Origin of the sequence: Aliiroseovarius zhejiangensis (assembly GCF_014656375.1) — a bacterium.
In the GTDB taxonomy this organism is placed as follows: domain Bacteria; phylum Pseudomonadota; class Alphaproteobacteria; order Rhodobacterales; family Rhodobacteraceae; genus Aliiroseovarius; species Aliiroseovarius zhejiangensis.
This window is the reverse complement of sequence record NZ_BNCH01000006.1, coordinates 37,810-60,862: the sequence shown is the minus strand read 5'-3', so window position 1 is coordinate 60,862 and position 23,053 is coordinate 37,810. Positions and strand designations below refer to the sequence as shown.

The window sequence follows — 23,053 nt, the reverse complement described above, 5'->3', positions numbered from 1 at the left end:
TCCTCTGCTCGTTTTAGGCCGGCGCGCTTACTCGAAAAGTTTGCGCTGCGGCACGATGATCACGTCGCCTTCTTGCAGGCGGATGTTGCCTGCGTTGGTGTGATAGTTATAGCCATAAATCGCGCTGCCACGACGCACCTGTATACGTTTCGCGGCGGCAAAGCGGGTCAGACCACCCCCTTGTGCAATGGCTTGCAGCACCGTCATGCCGCGGGTGCCATCCAGCTTGCCCGGATTGTTAACTTCACCCGCGACATAGATATCATATGTTGCAATAGCGGCTGGAGCGGCGATCGTGCGTTCCGCCAATTGGCCGACGGAAACATAAACATTAGGCGTGGAGGCGAAGTTGGATGCCATCGCATTGGCCAGAGCGCTGGCAACTTGCCCGGTTGTCCGACCAGCGGCGCGCACTCCATCGGCGAACGGAAAGCTGATCGAGCCATCAGGCAGCACCAGGACCGAGCGGTTCAGATTTGCATCCTCGACCACCTCAATGTTCAGAGTATCGCCTGAGCGGATTTTATACCCATTCTGAGCCAATGCACCGTTCGCCGTGACAAGGCCGAACGCGCATACAGCAGCAAGAAGCGTCAAAATTTGTTTTAGCATCGTAAATCCCCTAGCGACGAAAAGGCGAATTAAAGAATAACCCGGTCCGGTTTGTAATCAAACGGTAAAAACCGATTGTCCTGCCTTCAGACGGATATGTCGCGAATATGCACCCCAATTGTGGCACTTGCGGTCAAAGCAACAAAATCGAGCCGTTTCGGGGCTGCATCGGATAGCCGGACGGATCAGGAAAACAAAGAAAAAGCGCCAGACTCGAAAGGTCCGGCGCTGTCTGTGCGAATCAGCAGAGAGCTTCAGTATCCCGTGCAACGCAGTACGACACCCACGGTCTTCCCCAGGATTTCGATGTCTTTCTTAAACGTCAGATCATAGTAATACTTGGTGTCGAAGGTTGCGCGTTGGGCGAAGGTTGTCTCGTTGCGATCCGACACCTGCCAGGGTCCTGTGATGCCGGGACGCATCGCATAGTAGGCAGCACCCGGATACAGGCTTTTCTGGTCTTCCATCATCGGGCGCGGGCCGACGATCGACATTTCACCCATCAGCACATTCCAAAGTTGCGGCAGTTCGTCCATCGACGATTTGCGCAGGAACCGACCGATGTTTGTGATCCGCGGGTCGTTTTTCAGTTTCTGGGTGCTGTCCCATTCGGCGCGGGCCTCGGGATTGCTTTCCAGATAAGCCTCAAGCCTCTGGTCTGCATTCATGACCATGGTGCGGATCTTGACCATCTTGTAGATGCGACCATTCTTGCCGACGCGGCGCTGGCGATAAAACGGTTTGCCGCCATCAAGCGCCGCCAGAAGCAGCATGATCCCGATAAGCGGAATGGCAATCGGTGCCGCAGCAATGACAAAGGCAATGTCAAACAGGCGCTTGAACCGATCACGATACGGACGAACGGAAGAATCAGCTACGTGGAAGGTTTGGCGCTTCACCAACTTGGTGTCGGCACTTGAAAAGTCCTTAAAATGAGTCGTCATTTTTCCTTACACCTCAAAAAATGCAGCAGCCTGACACGGGAAACCCACGAGATGAAATACTCTCTATGTCTAGCAGGCCTAGCAGCTTGCGAATCCGCCGATTAGCTTAAATTGCCTTTCGGCTTAATTTACCCCGCAGAAACATTAACACATTGTTGCCCAATTTGTAGCACATTTCCGCCTACCTTGCGGATTCATCCTTTAAGTATTTGGTAACTTACAATTTTACAAGCATTCTCTTCCTTTCGCTGGGCGGAATATTGTTTCGTCTGAGCGCCCAATGACGAATGCTTTTCTTTTTTATTGATCTGTCACTTCCATCATTTCACCGACTCTGCGCTGGATCGGGGCCTTTGATTCTCTTTTTCCCGAACCCTGGCGGGCATCTGAGGTCGAAACACGCCAAAAGCAGACATTGTGCCGCTTGAAGTTTGTAGTGCGACCCAGGATATGCAAGAAAGCCATCAAGCACTGACATTTTTTAGCCACAACTTCGCATTAGCCTTTATGATATTGGACCGGAAAGTCAGATAGGAATATGGATTCCAACGAACTCTATACTGGGCATTTCGGGTTGACCGAACGGCCCTTTACACTGGTGCCCGACCCGAGCTTTCTGTTCTGGTCCAAGCAGCACAAGCGTGCGTATGCCGTGCTGGAGTTTGGCGTGCTGTCGCGTGCACCGATCACACTGATTACCGGCGAAATCGGATCGGGCAAGACGACTCTTGTGCAGAAACTGCTGAGCCAGATGGACGACAGCGTGCGCGTTGGCTTGTTGTCGAATGTGCAGGGCGACCGGGGCGAGTTGTTGCAATGGGTGATGAACGCGCTGTCCATTCCGTTTGAACCGTCGGAAAGCTATGTGACGCTGTTTCAGCGATTTCAGGAAAGCATCGTCAAGGAATATGCCGAAGGCCGCCGGGTCGTCCTGATCATCGACGAGGCGCAGAACCTGTCCAGCGAAGGGCTGGAAGAGATGCGGATGTTGACCAACATCAACGCCAACAAGGATGAACTGATCCAGCTGATTCTGGTCGGTCAGCCAGAACTCAAAGGCATCGTGCTCAGCCCCGGTATGCGCCAGTTGGCACAGCGGGTGGCGGCCAGTTTTCACCTTGAGGGGATGGATGAGCCGACCGTGCGGGCCTATATCAAACACCGTCTGAAGGTGGCCGGTGGGTCAGGGCGCGAAATCACGCCACTGGCGTGCGCCGAGGTCTTTACCGCCACCAAGGGCATCCCGCGTCTGGTCAATCAGCTGTGCGAACTGTCCTTGCTGTATGCCTGGAGCAGCAACCACAAGCGTGTATCGGTGAAATCCGTACGAAGCGTGCTGGAGGACGGCGTGTTCTTTGCCAGCAATGTGATGGACGACGAAGCAGGCGGGGAGAGGGATGTGAACGAACGACAAGATGACCTGACCCGCCCGTTGTTCTTGCGCGCGGGGCGGCGGGTCGACACTCAGAGCAAGAAAACGGGTTAGCTTCGATAGAAGTAAAAAAACATACTACGAACCTCAATCACATAACGCGTTCATATGTCCAAACGTGATAGTGTTGAGGCAAGGAACGAAATAAATGACAGCAACGAACTTAAGATATTACCGATCCATATTCATACGACGACTTCCCTATTTCCTGGCAGTTGCCACCGTTATTTCTGCCGCATCTGTCATTATGGCGATTTCCTTGCCGCCGGCTTTCGTTTCGCAGATGACGCTGATCGTGGAATCGCCGCAAATCCCTGATGAACTGGCCGCCTCTACTGCCCGTACACCAGCGCAGGAGCAACTGCAGGTGGTTGAGCAAAAGCTAATGACTCGCGCCAACCTTCTTGAGATCGCCAACAAGTTCCAAGTGCTCGAAAACCAGAGTGAGCTGTCTCCTGACCGCATCGCGCAGGCAATGCGGTCGCGAACGTCGATCCGCAGCTCTGCCGGGCGCGATCAGGCGGCGCTTATGTCGATCAGTTTTGAGGCGTCGTCAGGGCAAAAAGCAGCGGGTGTCCTGAATGAATACCTGACTCTGATCCAGAAAGAAGATGTGCAATCGCGCACCGGGCGTGCGTCGCAGACGCTTGATTTCTTCAAGCAGGAAGTATCACGGCTTAATCAAGAGCTTGCGGAAAGCAGCGCGCGGATATTAGAATTCAAAACAGAAAATGTCGGCGCGCTTCCTGAAAGCCTGGACTATCGGCTGGGTCAGCAGTCACTCTTGCAGGAGCGTCTTGCGCAATTGGAGCGTGAAACCGTCAGCCTGGAGGAGCAACGCCGTCGGCTTGTACGCATCTTTGAAACCACAGGACAGGTTGGCGGTCTGGCCGGCCCCGCCTTGTCCCCCGAGCAGCAGCAATTGGATGAAATGCGCGCTGCACTGAACAACGCGCTTGCCGTATATTCAGAAGAAAACCCGCGCGTGAAAATGCTTCGGGCTCGGGTGGCCGCTTTGGAAAAGACACTTCAATCTTTGCCGCCGGAAGAAAATGCCCAACCCTTGACGGGAAACTCGCTTCTGGATGTTCAGTTGTCCGAGATCTCGGCGCGCCAGAACATCCTGGAAGAAGAGAAAAAGAACACCACGCAACAGTTGGAACAGTTAACCAAATCGATCGAGCGTACTCCGACAAATGCGATCCGCCTGGACGAGCTTCAGTTGGATTATGAGAACCTGCAGTTGCAATACAACACTGCCGTTGACCGCCTGTCGCGCGCCAGTACCGGTGAGCGGATCGAGGTCATGTCTCGCGGTCAGCGGATATCGGTTATTGACCCCCCTGCGGTTCCAAGCGGCCCCAGCAAACCAAACCGGACATTGATTGCGGGTGGCGGCAGCATCTTCGGCGTTCTGGCCGGTATCGGTTTGATCGTTCTGTTGGAGTTTCTGAACAAATCCATCCGTCGTCCCGAGGATCTTGTGTCCAAGCTTGGTATCGCACCGTTGGCGACCATTCCATACATCACCACGACCGGTGAAAATGCACGTCGTCGCAGGCTGCGCATTCTTGGTGTGATTGTCATATTGTTGGGCGTTCCTTTCGCCGTTTATGCGGTGCATACTTTATATCAACCGCTTGATTTGTTGGCTGAACGGATCATGGACAAGATTGGTGTGCGCTGGTGAGGATGGGAAAGAACAACTGTTCCAAGGGGATCTGATACGATGGAAAAATTACAAGCCGCCATCGAAAAGGCACGCAGACAACGAGATGGGAAGTCCCCAAGACCACGCGCGCAGGACAGATCGGCAAAACCAACGGTTGCCATGTCTGAAGCCTGGGCAGAACTGGAGCCGTTCGAGGTGTCTGCATCATTGGCTCAGAAAAACCGGTTGGTGTCGCTGAATGGTGGTGCGGCTGCTGGTCCGTTTGACATGCTGCGCACACGGATCTTGCAGCAGGCTGCCAGCAATGGCTGGAAGCGGATTGCACTGGTTTCGCCGCACAGTGCCTGCGGAAAAACAACCACCGCGGCCAACCTGATCTTCAGTTTTGGGCGTCAATCGGATCTGCGCACTTTGTTTCTTGACCTCGATTTGCGACGGCAGGGGCTGGCCAAAGTGCTGGGTCTGCAGTGCGACGGCAATATGGGTCTCGTGCTGAAGGGTCAGAAGAGCTTTGCGGAACACGGTCGCCGATATGGTGAAAACGTTGCGGTGGGATTGAACAGCGGAGTCGTCGAGAATGCCTCGGAAATATTGCAAAGCAGTCAGACACGAGTCGTTCTGGACGAGCTTCAGGAAGACTATGAGCCGGGCATCATGATTCTGGACATGCCGCCACTGATTGGCACCGATGACAATTTCGGGTTTTTGGGCAATGTTGATTGCGCCCTGTTGCTGGCCGAAGCCGAACGCTCGACCGTCGAACAGGTGGATATTGCCGAGCGCCAGTTGTCGGAGCTGACCAATGTGATGGGCATTGTTCTGAACAAAAGCCATTACACTGATGGGGCTTACGGATACGGATATGGCTACGCCTGACGCTGCCATCATCATCCCCCACTACAACGACCCGGACCGGCTGGCACGTTGCCTGACGGCCTTGACGCGCAACGATCTGTCTCGGGTCGAGGTGTTGGTGGTCGACAACAATTCGACCGCACCCCTGACCGATGTGCAGGCCCGGTTTCGGGATGTCCGTTTCGTGACCGAGACCGAGAAGGGCGCGGCCGCTGCGCGCAACCGCGGTGTGGCGGAAACCGATGCGCCCCTTTTGTTCTTCATCGACGCCGACTGCGTGGCCGCCGATGATTGGGTTGCTAAGGCGCACGAGGTTGCGCCCTTGGCCGACCTGATCGGCGGGCGGGTCGATGTGTTCGACGAAACCCCGCCGCCGCGCAGCGGCGCCGAGGCGTTCGAGGCCGTGTTTGCCTTCAACTTCCAGAATTATATTGAGGTTCAGGGCTTTACCGGGTCTGGCAATCTGGTCACGACCCGCGAGGTTTTTGAAGATGTCGGCGGGTTCCGTGGCGGTGTCTCGGAAGATCTGGATTGGAGCACGCGGGCCGTATCGAAGGGCTATGACCTGATCTATCGCGAGGATCTGGTTGTCAGCCATCCCTCTCGGTCCGATTGGGCAGCCTTACAGCACAAATGGCGTCGCCTGACGCAGGAACTGTTTGGCGTGAACGGGAACACGCCGCGCGACCGGTTGAAGTGGACCTTGCGGGCGCTGGCGATGCCGGTCAGCGCGATCGTCCACACGCCAAAGGTTCTACATAGCGACAAGCTGAGCGGTTGGGGTGAAAAATTGCGCGCTGTGGGCACCCTGTTCCGGCTGCGCGTTCAGCGCATGTTCTGGATGCTCAAACAGGCCATGGGGTACGAGATCTAGCTGGCCGCCCTGCCATGTGCGCGGCGTTTTCGACGTATCCGGGCGAGTATGGCCGCCGCCAACCATCCGGCGATGAAACCGCCCAGATGGGTTTCCCATGCCAGCAGACCGCCCATTACCAACCACAAAAGCAGGTTCAGAACGCCAAGGATCAGGACGGTTTTCAAGACCGGCCACTGATCAAGCCGCCGCCGTCTCCGATCCGACCATCGCCAGTATAGGATCGCCCCCACCAACCCGAACAGCGCCCCCGACGCCCCCACCATCGGCCGTGCCGACAAGGTCAGGGCGCCGAACAAGGCGGCGCCCCCGATTGCTGACAGCAGATAGATCAGCACAAATCCCTTCACGCCCGCGCGCAGGATCACCATTCGCGCGATCAGCCACAGCGTCAGCATGTTTCCCAGAAGGTGCATGATGCCCCCATGCAGAAACGCATAGGTGACGAACATCGTCCACGGTTGCACAGGATAATTTGGGCGCCAGTTGTGCAGAAGCCCAGCCCAGAACGCGCCGTTCTGATAGGCCAGTGGCCGCCATTGCGAGGTGCCGATCAGTCCCAGATCAGCGGAAAGAAGCACCATTTCGATGCCCAGATTCACGGCAATCAGACCCGTGATCAGGGCCTTTGCAGGTGGGGTCAGGTGCGGACGGGCAATCATGAGGCAGGATTGCCCTCTTGCCCGGCGATGCACAAGGCTCAAATATCTCTGACGACTGGTGGCAGAGATCAAAACTTGCTATAAGCGCGGCATAGTTATCGTCTTTTTCAATGCACCACTGGCGTGGGTTTCGGCTTCATGACCTTATCACCTTCATCGCCTTCCGCTCCGCGCATCCTGGCCGTCGCATCGGCGGGGGGGCATTGGCACCAGCTGGGACAGATCTGCGCGGCGTTCGACCCGGCGGATGTGACCTATGTGACCACGCTGGACGGGTTGCCGCAAAAGTCGGGGTTTGAGCGGTTCGCGCTTGTACAGGATTGCAACAAGAATGCGCCGGTGAAGGCGCTGCGCTGCACGATCCAGATGGCCGGTGTCCTGATGCGGACGCGCCCGGACGTGATCATCACCACTGGTGCCTTGCCCGGTGTGATCGCCCTGGTGCTGGGTTGGGTCATGCGCCGCCGCACCATCTGGGTGGACAGTATCGCAAATGCCGAAGAAGCATCGTCCTCCGGCAAGCTGGCCAAACGCTTCGCAACCCTTTGGCTGTCGCAATGGGAAAGTGTGGCGCAGGCCGAAGGCGGCCGATACGAAGGGTCGCTGTTATGATTTTCGTGACGGTCGGCACCCAACTGCCGTTTGACCGCCTGGTGTCGATGATTGACGAACTGGCCGGGAAACACGCGCTGCAGGTCTTTGCCCAGACTGCTGACCCGGGGGCGTCTTACAAGCATATCGATCATGCCCCGTATCTGACACCCGACGAATATGACGATATCATCGCACGCACGACCATCCTTGTGGGTCATGCAGGGATCGGCACCATCCTGACGGCCAAGAAGGTCGAGAAACCGGTGATCGTGATGCCACGCAAGGCGTCACTGGGCGAACATCGCAACGAACACCAACTGGCCACTGCCCGCCATCTTGAGGGGCAGGAAGGCGTCTATATCGCCCATGACCGCGCCACGCTTTCTGAACTGTTGAACCGGAACGACCTGACCCCCGCCAGCTTTCGCGACACACCCGAGAAGACGCGCTTGCAGCAGTTTCTGCGGAATTTTGTCTACGAAGCCTGAACAAGAAACTTGGTTTCCCCGGCGTTGGTCGAGGCACCATCCACAGAAACGGTCATCTGCGCGACAGTTTCGCCCGTCCATCAACTCTTGTTGTCTACGATGCCCATTTCATTCAATTCGGTGATAACCCGAACAAGCTGTTGCTTTGGATGGAAGTTTTTATAATGTCTGACCAACAGGTAAAAAGTTTCCCGGTTCCGGTCTTCGCATGACTTAGATCAAGGAGCCGGGGTGTTCTCTCCCGCAAAACTCTGGCTGAAACGCGTGAAGGGATTCGGCGATGCGCCGCGTGTGGAAGATGTCAAAGATCATTGCGGGAGCCGTTTGCCGGCCTGCCGGCGATGGTGTGTTGGCGGCTTCTGTGCTGGCGCTGGTTCTGCAACTTCTGACATCGTCGATGGGCTATGCCTCCCAAGGCACCTGGATCGAGATCTGTTCGGATTTCGGCACGGAGTATGTGCAGGTCGATCTGTCGGATGCCTCTGCCCCGGATCAGACCGGTGATCGCCACGATTGTTTTGACTGTGTGCTGTGTGCAGCGACCCTTGTTGCGGTTGTTGGCACATATGAACCGCCCGCGATGCCGGTTCTGATGGCCGAAGACATCGTGCGGCTGAAACCTCAGACCATCGGTGTTCCGGTTCGGCGGGCCTGGCCCGAAACCCGTGGCCCTCCAGCCGCGACAAAGAATAAAGCTGACCGCGCATTCAGCGCGATCATGGCGTCAATCCAAGTAAACGGAGGTGCGCTGTGATCGTAAAGCGCGCAATTCATAATTGGCTCAGAGCCATGGTCGTGATCCTTGCCGGGATCGTGGCAGGCGAGGCGAACGCAGAAAGCCTCGCAAATTTCCTTCCCGATCTGTCCCCTGCTGATCTTGCCGAAGGCGCCGACGCGTTCGGCCCGATCCGCGAAGACGTGCCGGTCGCCCCCGTTCTGAAGGGCAGCGAAACGGTAGCTTACGCATTTCTGACCTCGGATTTCGTGGGCACGACGGGCTATTCGGGCAAACCCATCCATGTGGTCGCCGCGATTGATACGGATGCAGTGCTGACGGGCGTCAAGTTGGTCAAGCACTCGGAACCGATCGTGTTGATTGGTATTCCCGAAAGCAAGATGGTGAAGGTCACCGAAGGCTACACCGGCCTTGACCTGAAGGCCGAGGTCGCCGCGGGCGGCACGGCGCATGATCTGGACATCATCTCGGGCGCGACCGTGACGATCATGGTGATCGACGATAGCCTTGTGCGTGCGGGCATCAAGGTGGCGCGGGGTCTGGGGCTGGGCGGTCTGTCGGCGGCGCAGGCAGACGGGCCGAAGCGCGAAGTGGACATGTCGAAGGACGAGGTGAGCGACTGGACCACCTTGTCGGGTGACGGCTCGATCCGGCGGATGACACTGGATATCGGCCAGATCAACGCCGCGTTCGAGGCAACCGGCGACCCGCGCGCCATCAAGCGACCCGAGAAGGGCGCGCCTGAGGACACGTTCATCGACATGCATGTGGCGCTGGTCTCGGTGCCCGCGATTGGCAGGACCCTGCTGGGCGAGGCTGAGTACCAGAACATGCTGAACTGGCTGGACGAAGGCGAACAGGCCATTCTGGTCATGGGACGGGGCACTTACAGCTTCAAGGGCTCGGGCTATGTGCGGGGCGGGATCTTCGACCGTATCCACCTGATACAGGGGGATACCTCGGCGCGGTTCTTTGACAAGCAACACCGCCGTGTGGGTGGTCTTGCCACCTCCGACAGCCCCAGTTTCACCGAAACCGACCTGTTCAAAATCCCGGTGGAGGCGGATTTTGATCCGGCCGCGCCGTTCCGCGTGCAGCTTCTGGTGCAACGGGCCGTGGGTGCGGTTGAAAAGACCTTCCTGACCTTCGATCTGGATTACAAACTGCCGCAGGATTATCTGCTGCCCGTGGCGGCACCCGCCCCGGTTCTGAACGATGTCGATGACGAAGCCGCTGCCAAGTCGCAACTGTGGAAACGCATCTGGAAGGACAAGACGGTCGAAATCGGCATTCTGGGGGCCATGTTGCTGGTGCTGACGGCGACGTTCTTCTTCCAGTTTCAGGCCACGGTGAACGCCCGCGTGTTCTTCTGGTTCCGCATGGGCTTCCTGACCTTCACGCTGTTCTTCCTTGGCTGGTATGCCAATGCGCAGCTGTCGGTGGTGAACCTGCTGGCGCTGGTGAATAGTCTGCGCAGCGGCTTCACCTGGGATGCCTTCCTGATGGACCCGCTGGTGTTTATCCAGTGGTTCGCGGTCGCCGCCGCTCTGGTGTTCTGGGGCCGTGGGGCTTATTGCGGCTGGCTATGCCCGTTCGGCGCGTTGCAAGAGCTGACCAACCGCATCGCGCGGGCGTTCAAGGTGCCGCAATGGACCTTGCCATGGGGCCTGCACGAACGCCTGTGGCCGATCAAATACATGATCTTCTTCGGCCTGTTTGGCATCAGCATCGTGTCGCTGTCGACAGCCGAACATTACGCCGAGGTCGAGCCGTTCAAGACCGCGATCATCCTGAAATTCGTGCGCGACTGGCCTTTCGTGGTCTTTGCCGTCGCGATTATCGTCGCGAACCTGTTCGTTGAACGGTTCTATTGCCGATACGTCTGCCCGCTTGGCGGTGCACTGGCGATCCCGGCGCGTATCCGCATGTTCGACTGGCTGAGACGCTACAAGGAATGCGGCAATCCCTGTCAGACCTGTGCAAATGAATGCCCCGTTCAGGCCATTCACCCGACAGGCGAGATCAATCCAAACGAGTGTGTCGACTGCCTGCATTGCCAGGTTCTGTATCAGTCGACCGACAAATGCCCGGTCGTGATCCGCAAGCTGAAGCGACGCGAGAAGATCGGGGCGGCGGATCTGAACATTCCGCCCAAAAACCCACCGGCGAACCATCCGAACGCCAAGACGTCATAAGTTCCTTGAAGGAGGTAAAAGACCATGACTGACGAAACCAACAAACTTTCCATGACACGCCGGGGCGTGTTGGGGGCTGCCGCAACTGGTGCGGTTGCCGCCGGCGCTGGCATCGGCGGCTCGTCGATGGCGCCTGCGCCTGCACGCGCGGCTGCGTCTGCGCTGAACCTCGCCCCCGGCGAGTTGGACGAATACTACGGCTTCTGGTCGTCAGGCCAAACCGGCGAGCTTCGCATCCTTGGTTTCCCGTCGATGCGCGAACTGATGCGCGTGCCGGTGTTCAACCGCTGCTCGGCCACCGGTTGGGGTCAGACCAACGAAAGCCTGAAGATTTTCGAAGACGGGATGCTGCCCGAAACCAAAGCCTTCCTTGAGGCAAACGGCAAGCGCATCCACGACAATGGCGACCTTCACCACCCCCATATGTCGTTTACCGACGGCACCTATGACGGTCGTTACCTGTTCATGAACGACAAGGCGAATACCCGTGTGGCCCGTATTCGTTGTGACGTGATGAAGACCGACAAGATCGTGGAAATTCCGAACGCAAAAGCCATCCACGGCCTGCGTCCGCAGAAATTCCCGCGCACCGGTTACGTGTTTGCCAATGGCGAAGACGAAACACCGATCGTGAACGACGGGTCAATCCTGGACGAGCCGGAAAAATACGTGAACTTCTTCACCGCGCTTGACGGCGACACGATGGAAATCGCGTGGCAGGTCATGGTGTCGGGCAACCTTGATAACACCGACTGTGACTATCAAGGTAAATTCGCGTTCTCGACCTCGTACAACTCGGAAATGGGTATGAACCTTGCCGAGATGACAGAAAATGAGATGGACCACGTTGTTGTCTTCAACATCGCTGAAATCGAAAAAGGTATCGAAAACGGTGATTTCGAGGAAATGAACGGCGTCAAGGTCATCGACGGCCGCAAGGGTCAGAACAAGAAATATACGCGCTATATTCCGATCCCGAACAGCCCGCACGGCTGTAACACCGCGCCCGATGGCAACTATGTCGTCATCAACGGCAAGCTGTCGCCGACATGCTCGGTCATTGACGTGCGCAAGGTCGATGCGATCTTCGAAGATGGCACCGATCCGCGTTCGTGCGTGGTTGCAGAACCTGAATTGGGTCTTGGGCCGCTACACACCGCGTTTGACGGCAAGGGCATGGCTTATACCACCCTGTTCCTGGACAGCCAGATGGTGAAATGGGACCTGGAAAAAGCGGTTCAGGCGTATGCCGGTGAAGATGTCGATCCGATCATCTCGAAGGTCGATGTGCATTATCAGCCGGGCCACAACCACACCACGATGGGTGAAACCAAGGATGCGGATGGTAAATGGCTGATCTCGCTTAACAAGTTCTCGAAAGACCGGTTCCTGAACGTGGGTCCGCTGAAGCCCGAGAACGAGCAGATCATCGACATTTCGACCGATGATATGGAAGTTGTGCATGACGGCCCGACCTTTGCCGAACCGCATGACGTCATCCTGGTGCGTCGTGACATCGTGAACCCTGTGGACGTCTGGGATCGGAACGACCCGATGTGGGCCGAGACCCGCAAACAGGCCGAAGCCGATGGCGTCAATATCGACGAATACATGGACACGGTCATTCGCGACGGCAACAAGGTGCGGGTCTATATGACCAGCCAGGCGCCGACCTTCTCGCTTGAATCGTTCGAAGTGAACGAGGGCGACGAGGTGACGGTGATCATCACGAACCTGGATGACATCGACGACCTGACCCACGGCTTTACGCTGAACAACCACGGCGTCGCGATGGAACTGCCCCCGCAGGGTACGGCGTCGGTGACGTTCACCGCTGCGAAGCCGGGCGTTTACTGGTATTACTGCCAGTGGTTCTGCCACGCACTTCACATGGAGATGCGCGGCCGGATGTTGGTGAAACCGAAAGCCTAAACCATGCAGATCGCGCGCCTTCTTCTGACGGTTCTTTTCACGGCTCTCGCCGCGCCTTTGGCGTCGGCAGCCGAACGGATCGTGCCCGCCGAGGACGGCGCGCTTGCAAACGCCATCGCCGGGGCTGCCCCCGGCGATGTGCTGATCCTGGCACCGGGACGCCATGCCGGCCCCGTGGTGCTGGACAGGCCCATCACGCTGGACGGACGCGGCAAGGCCGTGATCGACGCGGGTGGCACCGGATCGGTCATTACTGTGACCGGCGAAGATATCATCGTGCGCGGGCTTGAGCTTGTGGGCTCTGGCAGCAGCCACGAAACCATCGACAGCGGCGTGCAGCTGACCAAAACAGCCCGGCGCGCGATTGTCGAAAACAACAGAATTCTGGGCAATCTTTACGGCGTGGACATCCACGGTGCGAAGGACAGCATCGTGCGCGGCAACACGATTGAAGGCCGGCAGGATCGCCACATGAACTCGCGCGGGAATGGGGTTTACGTCTGGAACGCCCCCGGCGCGCAGGTCTTGAACAATGACATCCGCTTTGGGCGCGATGGAATTTTCGTCAACACCTCGAAAAAGAACCTGTTCAAGGGGAACCTGTTTCGCGACCTGCGTTTTGCGGTGCATTACATGTATGCAGACCGCAGCGAGGTGTCGGAAAATGTCTCGATCGGGAACCACCTTGGCTATGCGGTAATGTTCACCACCCATGTGAAGGTGCTGAACAACGTGTCGATCAACGACCGCGATCATGGCGTGATGCTGAATTATGCCAATGAAAGCGAGTTCGTGGGCAACTATGTCAAGAATGCCGCCGACCGCTGTACGTTCCTTTATAATGCCAACAAGAACACCTTCACCGACAACTGGTTTGAGGGCTGCGATATCGGCATTCACTTCACCGCCGGGTCCGAACGGAACCGCATCGTCGGCAACAGCTTTATCGGCAACCGCACGCAGGTGAAATATGTCTCGACCAAGTGGGTTGAATGGTCCGAAGACGGGCGCGGCAATTATTGGAGCGACTTTGCCGCCTTTGACGTAGACGGTGACGGGATCGCGGATGCGCCATATCGTCCCAATGACAGTATGGACCATGTGCTTTGGACCCAGCCTGCCGCAAAATTGCTTCTTGGGTCGCCGGCCGTGCAGCTAGTGCGGTGGTCGCAATCGGCTTTCCCAGCACTTCTGCCCGGTGGCGTGATTGACTCGAACCCCTTAATGCGCCCTGTGAAACCGGCCGCCAGCGAAAAGGTGCCTTATGACGGATAGTGTTTTGACCATCGACAGCGTGCGCAAGGACCGGGGCAAGACCACGGTTCTGGACGACGTGTCGCTGCGGGTTGCGCCCGGTGAGCGGGTCGCGCTGCTGGGTCACAACGGGGCCGGAAAATCGACCCTGATCAAGCTCATACTCGGCCTCACACCACTCACGGATGGCCAAATTCGCGTCGCAGACGCGAAGCCCGGAAGTGCGGTTGCCCGCCGCACGACCGCATATTTGCCGGAAGCTGTCAGCTTTCATCCAGCACTGACGGGGCGCGAACAGTTGCGCCTGTTTGCCCGCCTTGATGGGCAGAAGGCCGATGTGGCTGGACTTTTGGACCGTGTGGGTCTGGGCGATGCGATGGACCGCCGGATTGGCGCCTATTCCAAGGGGATGCGGCAGCGTTTGGGCCTGGCGCAGGTGCTTCTGGGCAATCCCAAGGTGGCGCTGTTGGACGAACCGACCAGCGGACTTGATCCGATCTCGCGCCAGGACCTTTACACCATCATTGATGAACTGGCCGCGGGCGGCACCGCCGTCCTGATCGCCAGCCACGCCCTGACCGAGGTCGAGGCCCAGACCGACCGCATCGCCATTTTGCGAAAGGGCATCAAGGTGGCCGATGATACGCTGGCAAACCTGTCGGCGCGGGCGGGCCTGCCCACGCGTTTGCGCATTCGCGCGACCGGGGAACATGCCGAACAGATTGCGCAGGCTACGGGTGGCACACGGATCAACGGTGCGGCGGTCGAAATCCTGTGCCCGCCCGATCGCAAGATGGAAGAGCTGCGCCGCGTTGCCGCGATGGGCGATGTTGTCGCTGACATCGAGATGACCCCGCCACGGCTGGAAGACCTGTATCGACATTATGCGAAGGAGGGCGCGCAATGACCCGTTTCCTGTCCATCGCCGCGACCGAAATGCTGATCCTGCGCCGCAACCGCTGGCTGTTGATGGCGACGATCATCATGCTTCTGTTCGCCCTTGCGCTGACCTTCGCGGGCAGTGCGCCCACCGGGTCGGTGGGGGTTGATATGCTGACGGTCTCGGTCACGTCGATGACCACCCTGTCGGTCTATTTGGCACCACTGCTAGCCTTGATGATCAGCTTTGACGCCATCGCGGGCGAGGCGGAGCGCGGCAGCCTGTCGCTGCTTCTGTCCTATCCTGCCGGGCGGGGCGAAATCCTCTTGGGCAAGTTCGCCGCCCATCTGGCAGCCCTTGCCTTTGCCATGACCATCGGGTTCGGCTCGGCCGGCGCGATTGCCGCTTGGTTCGGTGGGGCAGGGCCCGAAAGCCTGATGGCGCTGGCGCGCCTGATCGGCACCTCGATCCTGCTGGGCGCGGTGTTTTTGGCGCTTGGCTATCTGGTCTCGGCCCTGTCGCGCAGCGCGACTGCGGCGGCGGGTCTTTCAGCGGGGCTGTGGCTGGTTTTTGTGGTGCTTTACGACCTTGGCCTGTTGGGCGCGGTTGTGATGGACGCAAGCGGAGATTTCACACGCTCCATCTTTCCATGGCTGATGGTGGCGAACCCGGCGGATGCGTTCCGGGTCTGGAACATCTCGGCCTCTGACGGCGTGGCGATGGCATCTGGCATGGTGGGGGCGGCGCAAGCCTTGCCCGTATGGGCCGCGCCCTTGTCGCTGATCCTCTGGCCGCTTTTGGCCTTCGCACTGGCGCGCGCCGCCTTCAAACGGGTCGAGCCATGAAACGTCTGATCGCACTTTGCCTGCTGGCGCTGGTCGCCTGCAACGAGGAAGAGGCGAAAGCCCCCCCCGCGCCTGTTGACCTGACCGAACAGGCGTTGAGCTATTTCTGCCAGATGAACGTGCTTGAACACGGCGGACCGAAGGGCCAAATCCACCTGGACGGCCACGCAGCACCGTTGTTTTTCGCGCAGGTGCGTGACCTCGTCGCCTACCTGAAAAGCCCCGAACGCGAGGCTGATATCACTGCAATCTATGTCAGCGACATGGGTGCTGCGCAAAGTTGGGCCGATCCGGGCAAAGGCAACTGGATCGCGGCCGAGGATGCGATATATGTTGTGGGCGCGGGTGTGGCCGGGGGCATGGGTGCCCCTGAGATCGTGCCATTTGCCGAAGACGCCGGCGCCGCCGCCTTCATCGCCAACTACGGCGGCGAGGTACACAAACTGGACACTATTCCCGATGACGCAGCCCTTGGCGCCGTCGACCTGAACATGACGTTGGAGACCCCATCATGAGCATCCTGAACCGCCGTCGTTTCATGGCCATTTCTGCCGCCGCGTTGGCGGTTCCGACCGGCGCTGCGGCATCGGTAGCCCGCTGGACCGGGTATGCTTTGGGCGGGCCGGTTTCGATGCAGCTTGTGGGCGTGTCTCAACCCCAGGCCGACACCACCTTCACCATGGTCGAGGCCGAGTTGAACCGGCTTGAGGATATCTTCAGCCTGTATCGCGACAATTCCGAGCTGTCGCGCCTGAACCGTTTCGGCTCGCTGGACGATCCCTCGGCCGAGCTTCTGCATGTGCTCAGCGCCTGCGCCAGTCTGAATGCGGCCAGCAACGGACAGTTCGATCCGACCGTGCAGCCGCTGTGGCTGGCGATTGCAAACGAAGCGGGTGATGATGCCATCGCAGCGGCGCAAGCGGTTGTGGGCTGGTCGAACGTCGCTTTTGACGCCCATCGGGTCGAGCTGCCGAAAGGCGGCGCGCTGACCCTGAACGGGATCGCCCAAGGGGCGGTGACCGACCGGATCGCGGCGCTTCTGCGCGGGCAGGGCCTGCGCGACGTGCTGGTTGATATGGGCGAGATTTCCGCGCAAGGGCAGGGGCCGAACGGGCCGTGGTCGATCGGGGTTGCCCAGACCGATGGCACCTTGGTGCATCGCCTGACGGCCACAGATCGCGCGGTTGCCACCTCGGTCCCGGCTGCGATGGAAATCGGTGACGCGAGGGGTCATATCCTGTCGCCGACGGGCGATCAGCCGGTGCAGACCCTGGTGGCCGTGTCGGCCCCGACCGCGATGATTGCCGACGGCTTGTCCACGGCCCTTTGCCTGGTCGACGACGCCACCGGCGCAGAGATCGTCGCCGCCTTCCCCGATGCGAAGGTCGAGGTTATGACCCGCGCCTGACGCCGGTCAGTAATCGCGTTCGTAATAGATCCCGATGGTGCTTTCGCCATCGGACCCGACCGTGCCCCGCGCCGTGACCGAGGGGCTGATGGTCAGGTTCAGATTGATCTTGGTATCGCCATCGGCACCGATATTCACGTCAGTATAGATATTTTCGGAAATATACTTGCCGATTTTCAACGTGGTCTCGCCGCTTGCATCGGTGGTCAGGTCCAGATCATCCAGACCGAAGTTCCGGCGCAGGTTGCCCACGATCCCGTCACCGCCCTTGCCTGCCAGCGTCCTGACTGCCGCAGCCAGCCGCAAGGCCTGCAACGCCGAAATGTCCGAGATGCTGCGCCCGAACAGAAGCCGCGCCAGCACCTCGTCCTCGGGCAACTGGGGCGACGATGTGAACGTCACTTCTGGCGCTGAAACCGGGCCGACCACATTGATGGTGACGGTGATGTCATCGGACTGGGACACGGCGGCAAAGCGCAGAAACGGGTCAAAGGCGCCGCGCAGGCCAATCCGGCCTTCGGTAAGGGTCAGGCGTTTGCCCAGAATGTCGAGCCGTCCGCGGATCAGATCAAATTCGCCAACAGGGCGCACATCGGCGCTGGTCCCGGTCAGGCGCAACTCACCGCCCAACTCTGCGTCCAGCCCGCGACCCCGCACAAAGATCTGGCTGGGGGCACGCAGCGTGATGTCGATGGGATAGGGGCGCACGGTTTCGGCATTGGCGGGGTCGGGTTCCACGATCAGACCGGCAAAGGCGCGGGTCTGACGCGCGGCAGCCGGTTCGTTGATATGCCGAAGGTCTTCCAGGATCGGCACCGTGCTGGCCGGCACGTCCGAGATGCGGATTTCGGTGCGCCCCAGCGTCATGTCCGCCCTGAGTGTGGCCCCGCCAATCAGCGGCCCGCGCAAGCTGGCCGCCCCGTTGACCGAGGTCTCGAACAGATTTCCGTCGGTCAGTGTCACCTGGTTCACGTCAATCTCAAGATCGGCTTGATACGGGCGTTCCAATGCGACGGCGCCACGGGCAGTGATCTGTCCGCCATTCACGACCGAGGCCAGGATGTTCAGGTCAGCGCGACCTCCCGACAGGGTGGCGGTTGCCGTGGGAATGTCCAGCGCCTGCCGCAAGGTTGGCAGGGTCAGCCGCGCATCCGCACTTTGCACCCGGCCTGACAGCGATGACAGCGCCAGCGGGCCGTTCAGCACTAGGTCATAGGTGGCTTGCCCGGTCAGAAGGCGTGGCTGGATGAACCGGTTTGCCAGTTCAAGCGGGGCGGCGCCGTTGATCGCCAGATCGGCGCTGCTGGCGTCTGACCGCAGGGTGCCATTTATGGATCCGGTCGCGCCGCCCGGCCCCGTTGCGGTGATCGCAAGCTGCCAGTTCTCATCCACAAGCGTCGCTGTGCCGGTGGCGGAGCCGGGTCCGTTGATCCCGACCGCAACGACACCCACATCGCGCAGATTAAGCTGGAAGGTCACGGTGTTGCGGCCATCCACCTCTTGCCCTGTCGCGGAGGCTGTGACCTCTGGCGTCGTGATCGACAGCGCGTCCAGAAACACCACCTTGTCGAAATTGCCATGTGCCTTGGCGCTGAAGGTGCTGGCCCCGCGGATCAGGTCATCCAGCGCGGCCACACCCAGCCCAAGATTGCTGGCCGATCCGTCCACCTCGCCGTCGAAATCGCCACTGGCAAGGTCATAGCTGCCCTTGGCCGTTGCGTTGACACCACCCGAAATCGGCCGCCCGGCCAGTTGCGCATAGGGCGCGAGCGATGTCGCCCTGGCCGAGACCGTGCCGCTGATCCGCCCCGGGCCGTCCTTGGTGATCTGCACCGTGCCATCCATCGACGCCTCGACCCCGCCCGGTGCCGTCACATCGGTCACAACGGCCCAGACGTCTTTGGTCTGGGTGGCCGTGCCTTTCGCCGTCGCGGGGCCTGAGAGGCCCGGGTCGACAACCGAACTGTCCTTGATCCGCAGATCGAACTGCACGGACGAGGCATCGGTTTTCAGATCGGCCGAGACCGTGGCCGTGGTCTGATCGGTTGTGATGGTCAACCGCTCCAACCTTGTGCCGGTTTCATCCCGGACCGCTTTCATATCCAGACGGCTAACCCCGGCGATCAGCGGGTCGAACCGGGGCTGGCCAACGCCAAGGTCGGCGCCGTCGCCGGTGATGGTCAGGTCAAACGACCCGCCCAGCAGGTTCACATTTCCGTCGATCCCGACGGTGGCCGATCCGGTCAGCGGCGTGCCCGCGATACCGGCGAATTGCGACAGGTCGCGCGCGACGAGGACGAAATCCTCGCGGGTGGTGACGGTGATGCCGCTTTCCAGGCTGCCTGCGGACAGACTGCCGGTCAGTTGATAATCCGTCCCGGCGACATCAATTCTGGTGATTTGCAGCGGCGCGTCCTCGCGCCAGTCAAAGGACAGGTTGCCGCTCAGGGCCGGGCCGATGGCACGGGCCAGGTCATCGGATGCGGGTGCTATCCCCAACACGTCCAGCAAGACGTCGCCTTCAACACGACCAACAGCCGCGCTTTCACCGCGCAGCAGCGTCCCCGTGGCGGTGACGATCACGGAGTCCAGCGCCAGATCGTCGCGGGTCAGGGTGTTCAGCTTGAAATCGGCCTGCCATCCGGACCCGTTGGCCGCGTCATACCCGATGGCGATATCGGCACTGCGCACCTGCGTTTTGGGGCCGCCCATGGGCAGCAGAACCGGTGTTCCGTCCTGATGGGCCATCTTGCCCTCCAGCCGGAACCGATCCGGCCACCCGCCCGACGTCAGCGTCAGATCGCCTTCAAGTGTCAGGGCTTCGGTGGTCAGGGCCAGCTCTTCAATCGCCAGCGCCCCGTCGGCGAAGCGGCGCCCCTGCGCGGTCAGCGCGACGTTCTGGCCGAAGAAGTCGCGATACTCGGGCAGGAAAACCGGCGCAATGTCGCCAGACACCCGGGCGGTGAAATGCGTCAAGGTCACCGGGTTTTCGCGGGTCGAGTTTTCTTCGTCCGGGGCGTCGCGGACCTCGACCTGCCCGGCCAGTCGCTGCGCCCCATCGGTGGACAGGTCAATCTCGGCCACGAAATCGGACAACGGGCCGGTGCCCGCGATGGTCAGCCCGACAGAGGGCCGCCCTGGCAGGTCCAGCATGTTGGCCGTGATGCCATCTGCGCCTTCCTCGACCGCCAGGGCCAGGTCCAGCACACGGGTCAGGTTGCTGAAACTGCCGTCAAACCGCAACGCCCCATTGGGGCCATCGGTGCGGACAATGTCCAGCTTTGCGGTGCCTTCCCCCTCTGACAGGCTGGCCGATCCTTCCAACCTTACCACCGCGGCTTCGCCGATGACGGGTTCGGCAAACTCGACCCGATCCGCCTTGATCACGCCGATCTCGACCGAGACCGGCAGTTCGGGCAGCGAGAACCCGGAGGCTTCGGCGGCGGGAACGCCGCTGTCGACGGGCACGGGCCGGCGCGCGATGATGATTTCCCTGGCCGAGATCTCGTTGATATTGATCGCCCCGCGCAGCAGGCTGGCGCGCGTCCAGGACAGCACAAGTTCGTTCAGGGTCAGCCAGACCCCGTCTTCGTCCGCGATGGTGATCTGATCGACGGTCGCTTGAGAGCTGAGCGCACCCCGGAATCCAATGATGCGGATATCGCGGCCCACATCTGACAGGTTGTCTTCCAGAATAGCCTGAAGATAGCCGCGGTCGTCCTGCTCCTCCAGTTCGGTTTGCGCCAGCGCAGGACCGATCCAGCAAAACGCCGCTATGGCAGCAAGTATCCTGAACAGAAGGCTCAAAACGCTTGCCCGATCCCGATGTAAACCTGCACGCCGTCGCCGGTGTCGCCCGAAATGGGGCCAGCAACATCCAGCCGCAACGGGCCGATGGGGGTTTTGTACCGCACACCGATGCCACCGCCCGTGTGCCAGTTGCCGTCCCCGTCAAACAGGCTGCCCCCGGCCACGTGACCGGCATCGACAAAACCGACGACCCCGATCTTGTCGGTGATCTGGGCACGCAGTTCGGCGGACAGAACAGCAAAGGACTGGCCGCCCGTGATCTCTCCGCCCCCCGCGTCAAGGCCCAGCGATTTGTAGGGTTGGCCGCGCACGGTGCCGCCGCCGCCGGAATAGAACAGATAGTCGGGGGGAATATCATTGCTGTTGCCAGCAAAGACCGATCCGACCTGCACCCGTCCGGCAAGCACAAACCGATCCTCGGCTCCGAACCCGCGATAGGCCCGCCCATCACCATAAAGCCACGCCCCCGTGCCGCCCGTATCGACCGAGACAAAGGGGATCGCTTCGGCTTTCAGATAGGTGCCGCGGGTGGTATCCAGCTTGTCATTGCGCCGGTCCCATGTCAGCGAGGCAGGCAGGGCGAACAGGAAGAACCGGCGGTCGCCCAGCACATCGGTGGTTTCGGAATACAGCAGCGCCGCGCCCAGTTCGCCCTCAAGCGTGTCCGAAAAGATGCGCTTCACCCCGCCGCCCAAACCGGCGCTGCGCGAGATATAGCCCGGCTCGTCCTCATAGGCGAGGCTACCAAACACAAAGGCGTGTGTGTCGGGCCCGAATGTGGCGGGCTGATCTAGCCGCGCGTCCAGATAGTAGTCGATGCCGCCATGTTGGCTGCCAATGCCCGCAACCTCGCCATCGACGCGGAACCGTTCAGCCCCGCCAAACATGTTGCGGTGCAACCAGAAGGCGGTCAGTTGCAGCCCTTCGATCGACCCAAGTTCGGCCCCGAAGCCGAAGCGGCGCGGGGCTTCATCGACCAATGCCAGCCCGATATCCATCGTGTTGCCCGGCCCCAGCGTGTCCGCCTCGGTCAGTGTAACGGACGAAAACGCACCGGTGCGGCGCAGGCGTTTGGCCACGGTTTCAAGATCATCGGGGGAAAACACGCGGCCCTCGGGGAAGCCCGCGATGCGCGCAATCCGGTCTGTGCGCACGGCGCTTTCGGTGTTTTGCCGCAACTTGCCAAAGCGAACCTTCGGCCCCGGCGCAAAGGCCAGTGATGCCGACAGTTGCGCGTTGGCGTGATTGGCGGTGATCGTTTGCCCGGCCAGATCAACCTTGGCATATCCCGCCTCGCGCCAGCCCAGCACGGCGACATCCACCGCCTGTTGCACGGTGACACTTCTGGCAATTTCGCCTGTGCGAAATTCGTCGGGCATCTCGGTGTTGGGCGCCAGCGGCGCGGCCTTTGCGGTGCCGAACCGGAACTGCGGGCCCGGGTTGACCGATATGTCGATCCGGCGAATGGATCCGGGCACATCGAAGGGCGGTATCTGCGCGGCTTCGCGCCCGTCTACGCGCACGCGCACCACGCCACCATAATACCCGTTCGCATAGAGCGTCTGCACCAACTGCCCATATTCGGCCAGCGCAGCGGCAAAGACATCGCGGCTGTCTTTCTCGGCATCGCCTTCGGACGAAAGCACCAACGAGGCTGATTTCAGCTCATCTTCCAGCTCGTCGTCAGCACCCGCGACAGAGAAATTGACAACGTCCAGCGCCATGGCGGGCTGCAACGGCCCACAATACGTAAAAGTCAGGAATAACAGGGCCTTACCAAAGGTGAACCGCAACCCCCAACTCCCTTCCTGTGCAAATCGCGTTGTCGTTCCCTTTCAGCCTAACGTGAACCGAAAGAAG

Annotated in this window: 19 protein-coding genes; 14 read left to right on the top strand and 5 right to left on the bottom strand. The window is 59.9% G+C overall.

Annotated features, from left to right (window positions below):
- Positions 1–27: 27 nt before the first annotated feature.
- Together IE188_RS13125 and IE188_RS13120 are read right to left on the bottom strand one after the other, a co-directional pair.
- Positions 28–612, bottom strand: coding sequence for a polysaccharide biosynthesis/export family protein (locus IE188_RS13125; RefSeq protein WP_191286970.1), 585 nt, complete (start codon positions 610–612; stop codon positions 28–30).
- A 254-nt stretch (positions 613–866) separates the two neighbouring features.
- Positions 867–1,556, bottom strand: coding sequence for a sugar transferase (locus tag IE188_RS13120; protein ID WP_191286969.1), 690 nt, complete (start codon positions 1,554–1,556; stop codon positions 867–869).
- 538 nt (positions 1,557–2,094) lie between these two features.
- Between IE188_RS13120 and IE188_RS13115 the strand changes: the two genes are divergently transcribed.
- The 4 genes from IE188_RS13115 to IE188_RS13100 all read left to right on the top strand — a co-directional run bounded on the left by IE188_RS13115 (position 2,095) and on the right by IE188_RS13100 (position 6,389).
- Complete coding sequence (locus IE188_RS13115; protein ID WP_191286968.1) at positions 2,095–3,042, top strand: ExeA family protein; 948 nt, start codon at positions 2,095–2,097, stop codon at positions 3,040–3,042.
- A 94-nt stretch (positions 3,043–3,136) separates the two neighbouring features.
- Entirely contained in the window at positions 3,137–4,678 is a 1,542-nt protein-coding gene (locus IE188_RS13110) for a GumC family protein (RefSeq protein WP_191286967.1), read from the top strand.
- 141 nt (positions 4,679–4,819) lie between these two features.
- The gene (locus IE188_RS13105) at positions 4,820–5,536 is read left to right on the top strand and encodes a CpsD/CapB family tyrosine-protein kinase (RefSeq protein WP_191286966.1); all 717 of its coding nucleotides are present in this window, start codon (positions 4,820–4,822) and stop codon (positions 5,534–5,536) included.
- Positions 5,523–6,389 carry a glycosyltransferase family 2 protein gene (locus tag IE188_RS13100; RefSeq protein ID WP_229836814.1) on the top strand — a complete coding sequence of 289 codons (867 nt, stop codon included), beginning with the start codon at positions 5,523–5,525 and terminating at the stop codon, positions 6,387–6,389. Before IE188_RS13105 ends, IE188_RS13100 begins: the two co-directional genes overlap by 14 nt.
- Here IE188_RS13100 and IE188_RS13095 read toward each other — a convergent pair.
- On the bottom strand, positions 6,386–7,051 hold the full coding sequence (locus tag IE188_RS13095) for a rhomboid family intramembrane serine protease (RefSeq protein WP_191286964.1): 666 nt from the start codon (positions 7,049–7,051) through the stop codon (positions 6,386–6,388). The genes IE188_RS13100 and IE188_RS13095 overlap by 4 nt on opposite strands.
- A 138-nt stretch (positions 7,052–7,189) precedes the next feature.
- On the opposite strand from IE188_RS13095, the gene IE188_RS13090 reads away from it, so the two are divergent.
- From IE188_RS13090 to IE188_RS13045, 10 genes are all read left to right on the top strand, one after another.
- Positions 7,190–7,663, top strand: a complete 474-nt coding sequence (locus tag IE188_RS13090; RefSeq protein WP_191286963.1) for a glycosyltransferase family protein — start codon at positions 7,190–7,192, stop codon at positions 7,661–7,663.
- Positions 7,660–8,133, top strand: coding sequence for a glycosyltransferase (locus IE188_RS13085; RefSeq protein ID WP_191286962.1), 474 nt, complete (start codon positions 7,660–7,662; stop codon positions 8,131–8,133). Before IE188_RS13090 ends, IE188_RS13085 begins: the two co-directional genes overlap by 4 nt.
- Before the next feature lie 298 nt (positions 8,134–8,431).
- A complete protein-coding gene (locus IE188_RS13080; RefSeq protein ID WP_191286961.1) occupies positions 8,432–8,887 on the top strand; it encodes a DUF2946 family protein in 456 nt (151 codons plus the stop codon).
- A 35-nt stretch (positions 8,888–8,922) separates the two neighbouring features.
- Positions 8,923–11,064 (top strand): NosR/NirI family protein, encoded by a 2,142-nt coding sequence (locus IE188_RS13075; protein ID WP_191286960.1) that lies wholly within the window; start codon positions 8,923–8,925, stop codon positions 11,062–11,064.
- A 24-nt stretch (positions 11,065–11,088) separates the two neighbouring features.
- Entirely contained in the window at positions 11,089–12,996 is a 1,908-nt protein-coding gene (gene nosZ, locus IE188_RS13070; RefSeq protein WP_191286959.1) for a TAT-dependent nitrous-oxide reductase, read from the top strand.
- Between the two features lie 3 nt (positions 12,997–12,999).
- Entirely contained in the window at positions 13,000–14,271 is a 1,272-nt protein-coding gene (locus IE188_RS13065; RefSeq protein WP_191286958.1) for a nitrous oxide reductase family maturation protein NosD, read from the top strand.
- Entirely contained in the window at positions 14,261–15,157 is an 897-nt protein-coding gene (locus IE188_RS13060; protein WP_191286957.1) for an ABC transporter ATP-binding protein, read from the top strand. The genes IE188_RS13065 and IE188_RS13060 overlap by 11 nt, the downstream gene beginning before the upstream one ends.
- Complete coding sequence (locus tag IE188_RS13055) at positions 15,154–15,975, top strand: ABC transporter permease (RefSeq protein ID WP_191286956.1); 822 nt, start codon at positions 15,154–15,156, stop codon at positions 15,973–15,975. Before IE188_RS13060 ends, IE188_RS13055 begins: the two co-directional genes overlap by 4 nt.
- Positions 15,972–16,490, top strand: a complete 519-nt coding sequence (locus tag IE188_RS13050; RefSeq protein ID WP_191286955.1) for a nitrous oxide reductase accessory protein NosL — start codon at positions 15,972–15,974, stop codon at positions 16,488–16,490. The genes IE188_RS13055 and IE188_RS13050 overlap by 4 nt, the downstream gene beginning before the upstream one ends.
- Positions 16,487–17,383, top strand: a complete 897-nt coding sequence (locus IE188_RS13045) for an FAD:protein FMN transferase (protein WP_191286954.1) — start codon at positions 16,487–16,489, stop codon at positions 17,381–17,383. Before IE188_RS13050 ends, IE188_RS13045 begins: the two co-directional genes overlap by 4 nt.
- Before the next feature lie 6 nt (positions 17,384–17,389).
- Here IE188_RS13045 and IE188_RS13040 read toward each other — a convergent pair whose 3' ends face one another.
- Together IE188_RS13040 and IE188_RS13035 are read right to left on the bottom strand one after the other, a co-directional pair.
- Positions 17,390–21,190, bottom strand: a complete 3,801-nt coding sequence (locus tag IE188_RS13040; RefSeq protein ID WP_191286953.1) for a translocation/assembly module TamB domain-containing protein — start codon at positions 21,188–21,190, stop codon at positions 17,390–17,392.
- Positions 21,187–22,917, bottom strand: coding sequence for an autotransporter assembly complex protein TamA (locus IE188_RS13035; protein WP_191286952.1), 1,731 nt, complete (start codon positions 22,915–22,917; stop codon positions 21,187–21,189). Before IE188_RS13035 ends, IE188_RS13040 begins: the two co-directional genes overlap by 4 nt.
- Between the last annotated feature and the right edge of the window lie 136 nt (positions 22,918–23,053).

What these genes read in the sequence shown, in the direction of transcription:
- IE188_RS13035 (WP_191286952.1), bottom strand. Translation starts at nt 22,917, where the DNA reads ATGGCGCTGGACGTTGTCAATTTCTCTGTCGCGGGTGCTGACGACGAG.
- IE188_RS13105 (WP_191286966.1), top strand. Translation starts at nt 4,820, where the DNA reads ATGTCTGAAGCCTGGGCAGAACTGGAGCCGTTCGAGGTGTCTGCATCA.
- IE188_RS13125 (WP_191286970.1), bottom strand. Translation starts at nt 612, where the DNA reads ATGCTAAAACAAATTTTGACGCTTCTTGCTGCTGTATGCGCGTTCGGC.
- IE188_RS13120 (WP_191286969.1), bottom strand. Translation starts at nt 1,556, where the DNA reads ATGACGACTCATTTTAAGGACTTTTCAAGTGCCGACACCAAGTTGGTG.
- IE188_RS13050 (WP_191286955.1), top strand. Translation starts at nt 15,972, where the DNA reads ATGAAACGTCTGATCGCACTTTGCCTGCTGGCGCTGGTCGCCTGCAAC.
- IE188_RS13095 (WP_191286964.1), bottom strand. Translation starts at nt 7,051, where the DNA reads ATGATTGCCCGTCCGCACCTGACCCCACCTGCAAAGGCCCTGATCACG.
- IE188_RS13085 (WP_191286962.1), top strand. Translation starts at nt 7,660, where the DNA reads ATGATTTTCGTGACGGTCGGCACCCAACTGCCGTTTGACCGCCTGGTG.
- IE188_RS13080 (WP_191286961.1), top strand. Translation starts at nt 8,432, where the DNA reads ATGTCAAAGATCATTGCGGGAGCCGTTTGCCGGCCTGCCGGCGATGGT.
- IE188_RS13055 (WP_191286956.1), top strand. Translation starts at nt 15,154, where the DNA reads ATGACCCGTTTCCTGTCCATCGCCGCGACCGAAATGCTGATCCTGCGC.
- nosZ (WP_191286959.1), top strand. Translation starts at nt 11,089, where the DNA reads ATGACTGACGAAACCAACAAACTTTCCATGACACGCCGGGGCGTGTTG.
- IE188_RS13100 (WP_229836814.1), top strand. Translation starts at nt 5,523, where the DNA reads ATGGCTACGCCTGACGCTGCCATCATCATCCCCCACTACAACGACCCG.
- IE188_RS13110 (WP_191286967.1), top strand. Translation starts at nt 3,137, where the DNA reads ATGACAGCAACGAACTTAAGATATTACCGATCCATATTCATACGACGA.
- IE188_RS13060 (WP_191286957.1), top strand. Translation starts at nt 14,261, where the DNA reads ATGACGGATAGTGTTTTGACCATCGACAGCGTGCGCAAGGACCGGGGC.
- IE188_RS13090 (WP_191286963.1), top strand. Translation starts at nt 7,190, where the DNA reads ATGACCTTATCACCTTCATCGCCTTCCGCTCCGCGCATCCTGGCCGTC.
- IE188_RS13065 (WP_191286958.1), top strand. Translation starts at nt 13,000, where the DNA reads ATGCAGATCGCGCGCCTTCTTCTGACGGTTCTTTTCACGGCTCTCGCC.
- IE188_RS13115 (WP_191286968.1), top strand. Translation starts at nt 2,095, where the DNA reads ATGGATTCCAACGAACTCTATACTGGGCATTTCGGGTTGACCGAACGG.
- IE188_RS13045 (WP_191286954.1), top strand. Translation starts at nt 16,487, where the DNA reads ATGAGCATCCTGAACCGCCGTCGTTTCATGGCCATTTCTGCCGCCGCG.
- IE188_RS13075 (WP_191286960.1), top strand. Translation starts at nt 8,923, where the DNA reads ATGGTCGTGATCCTTGCCGGGATCGTGGCAGGCGAGGCGAACGCAGAA.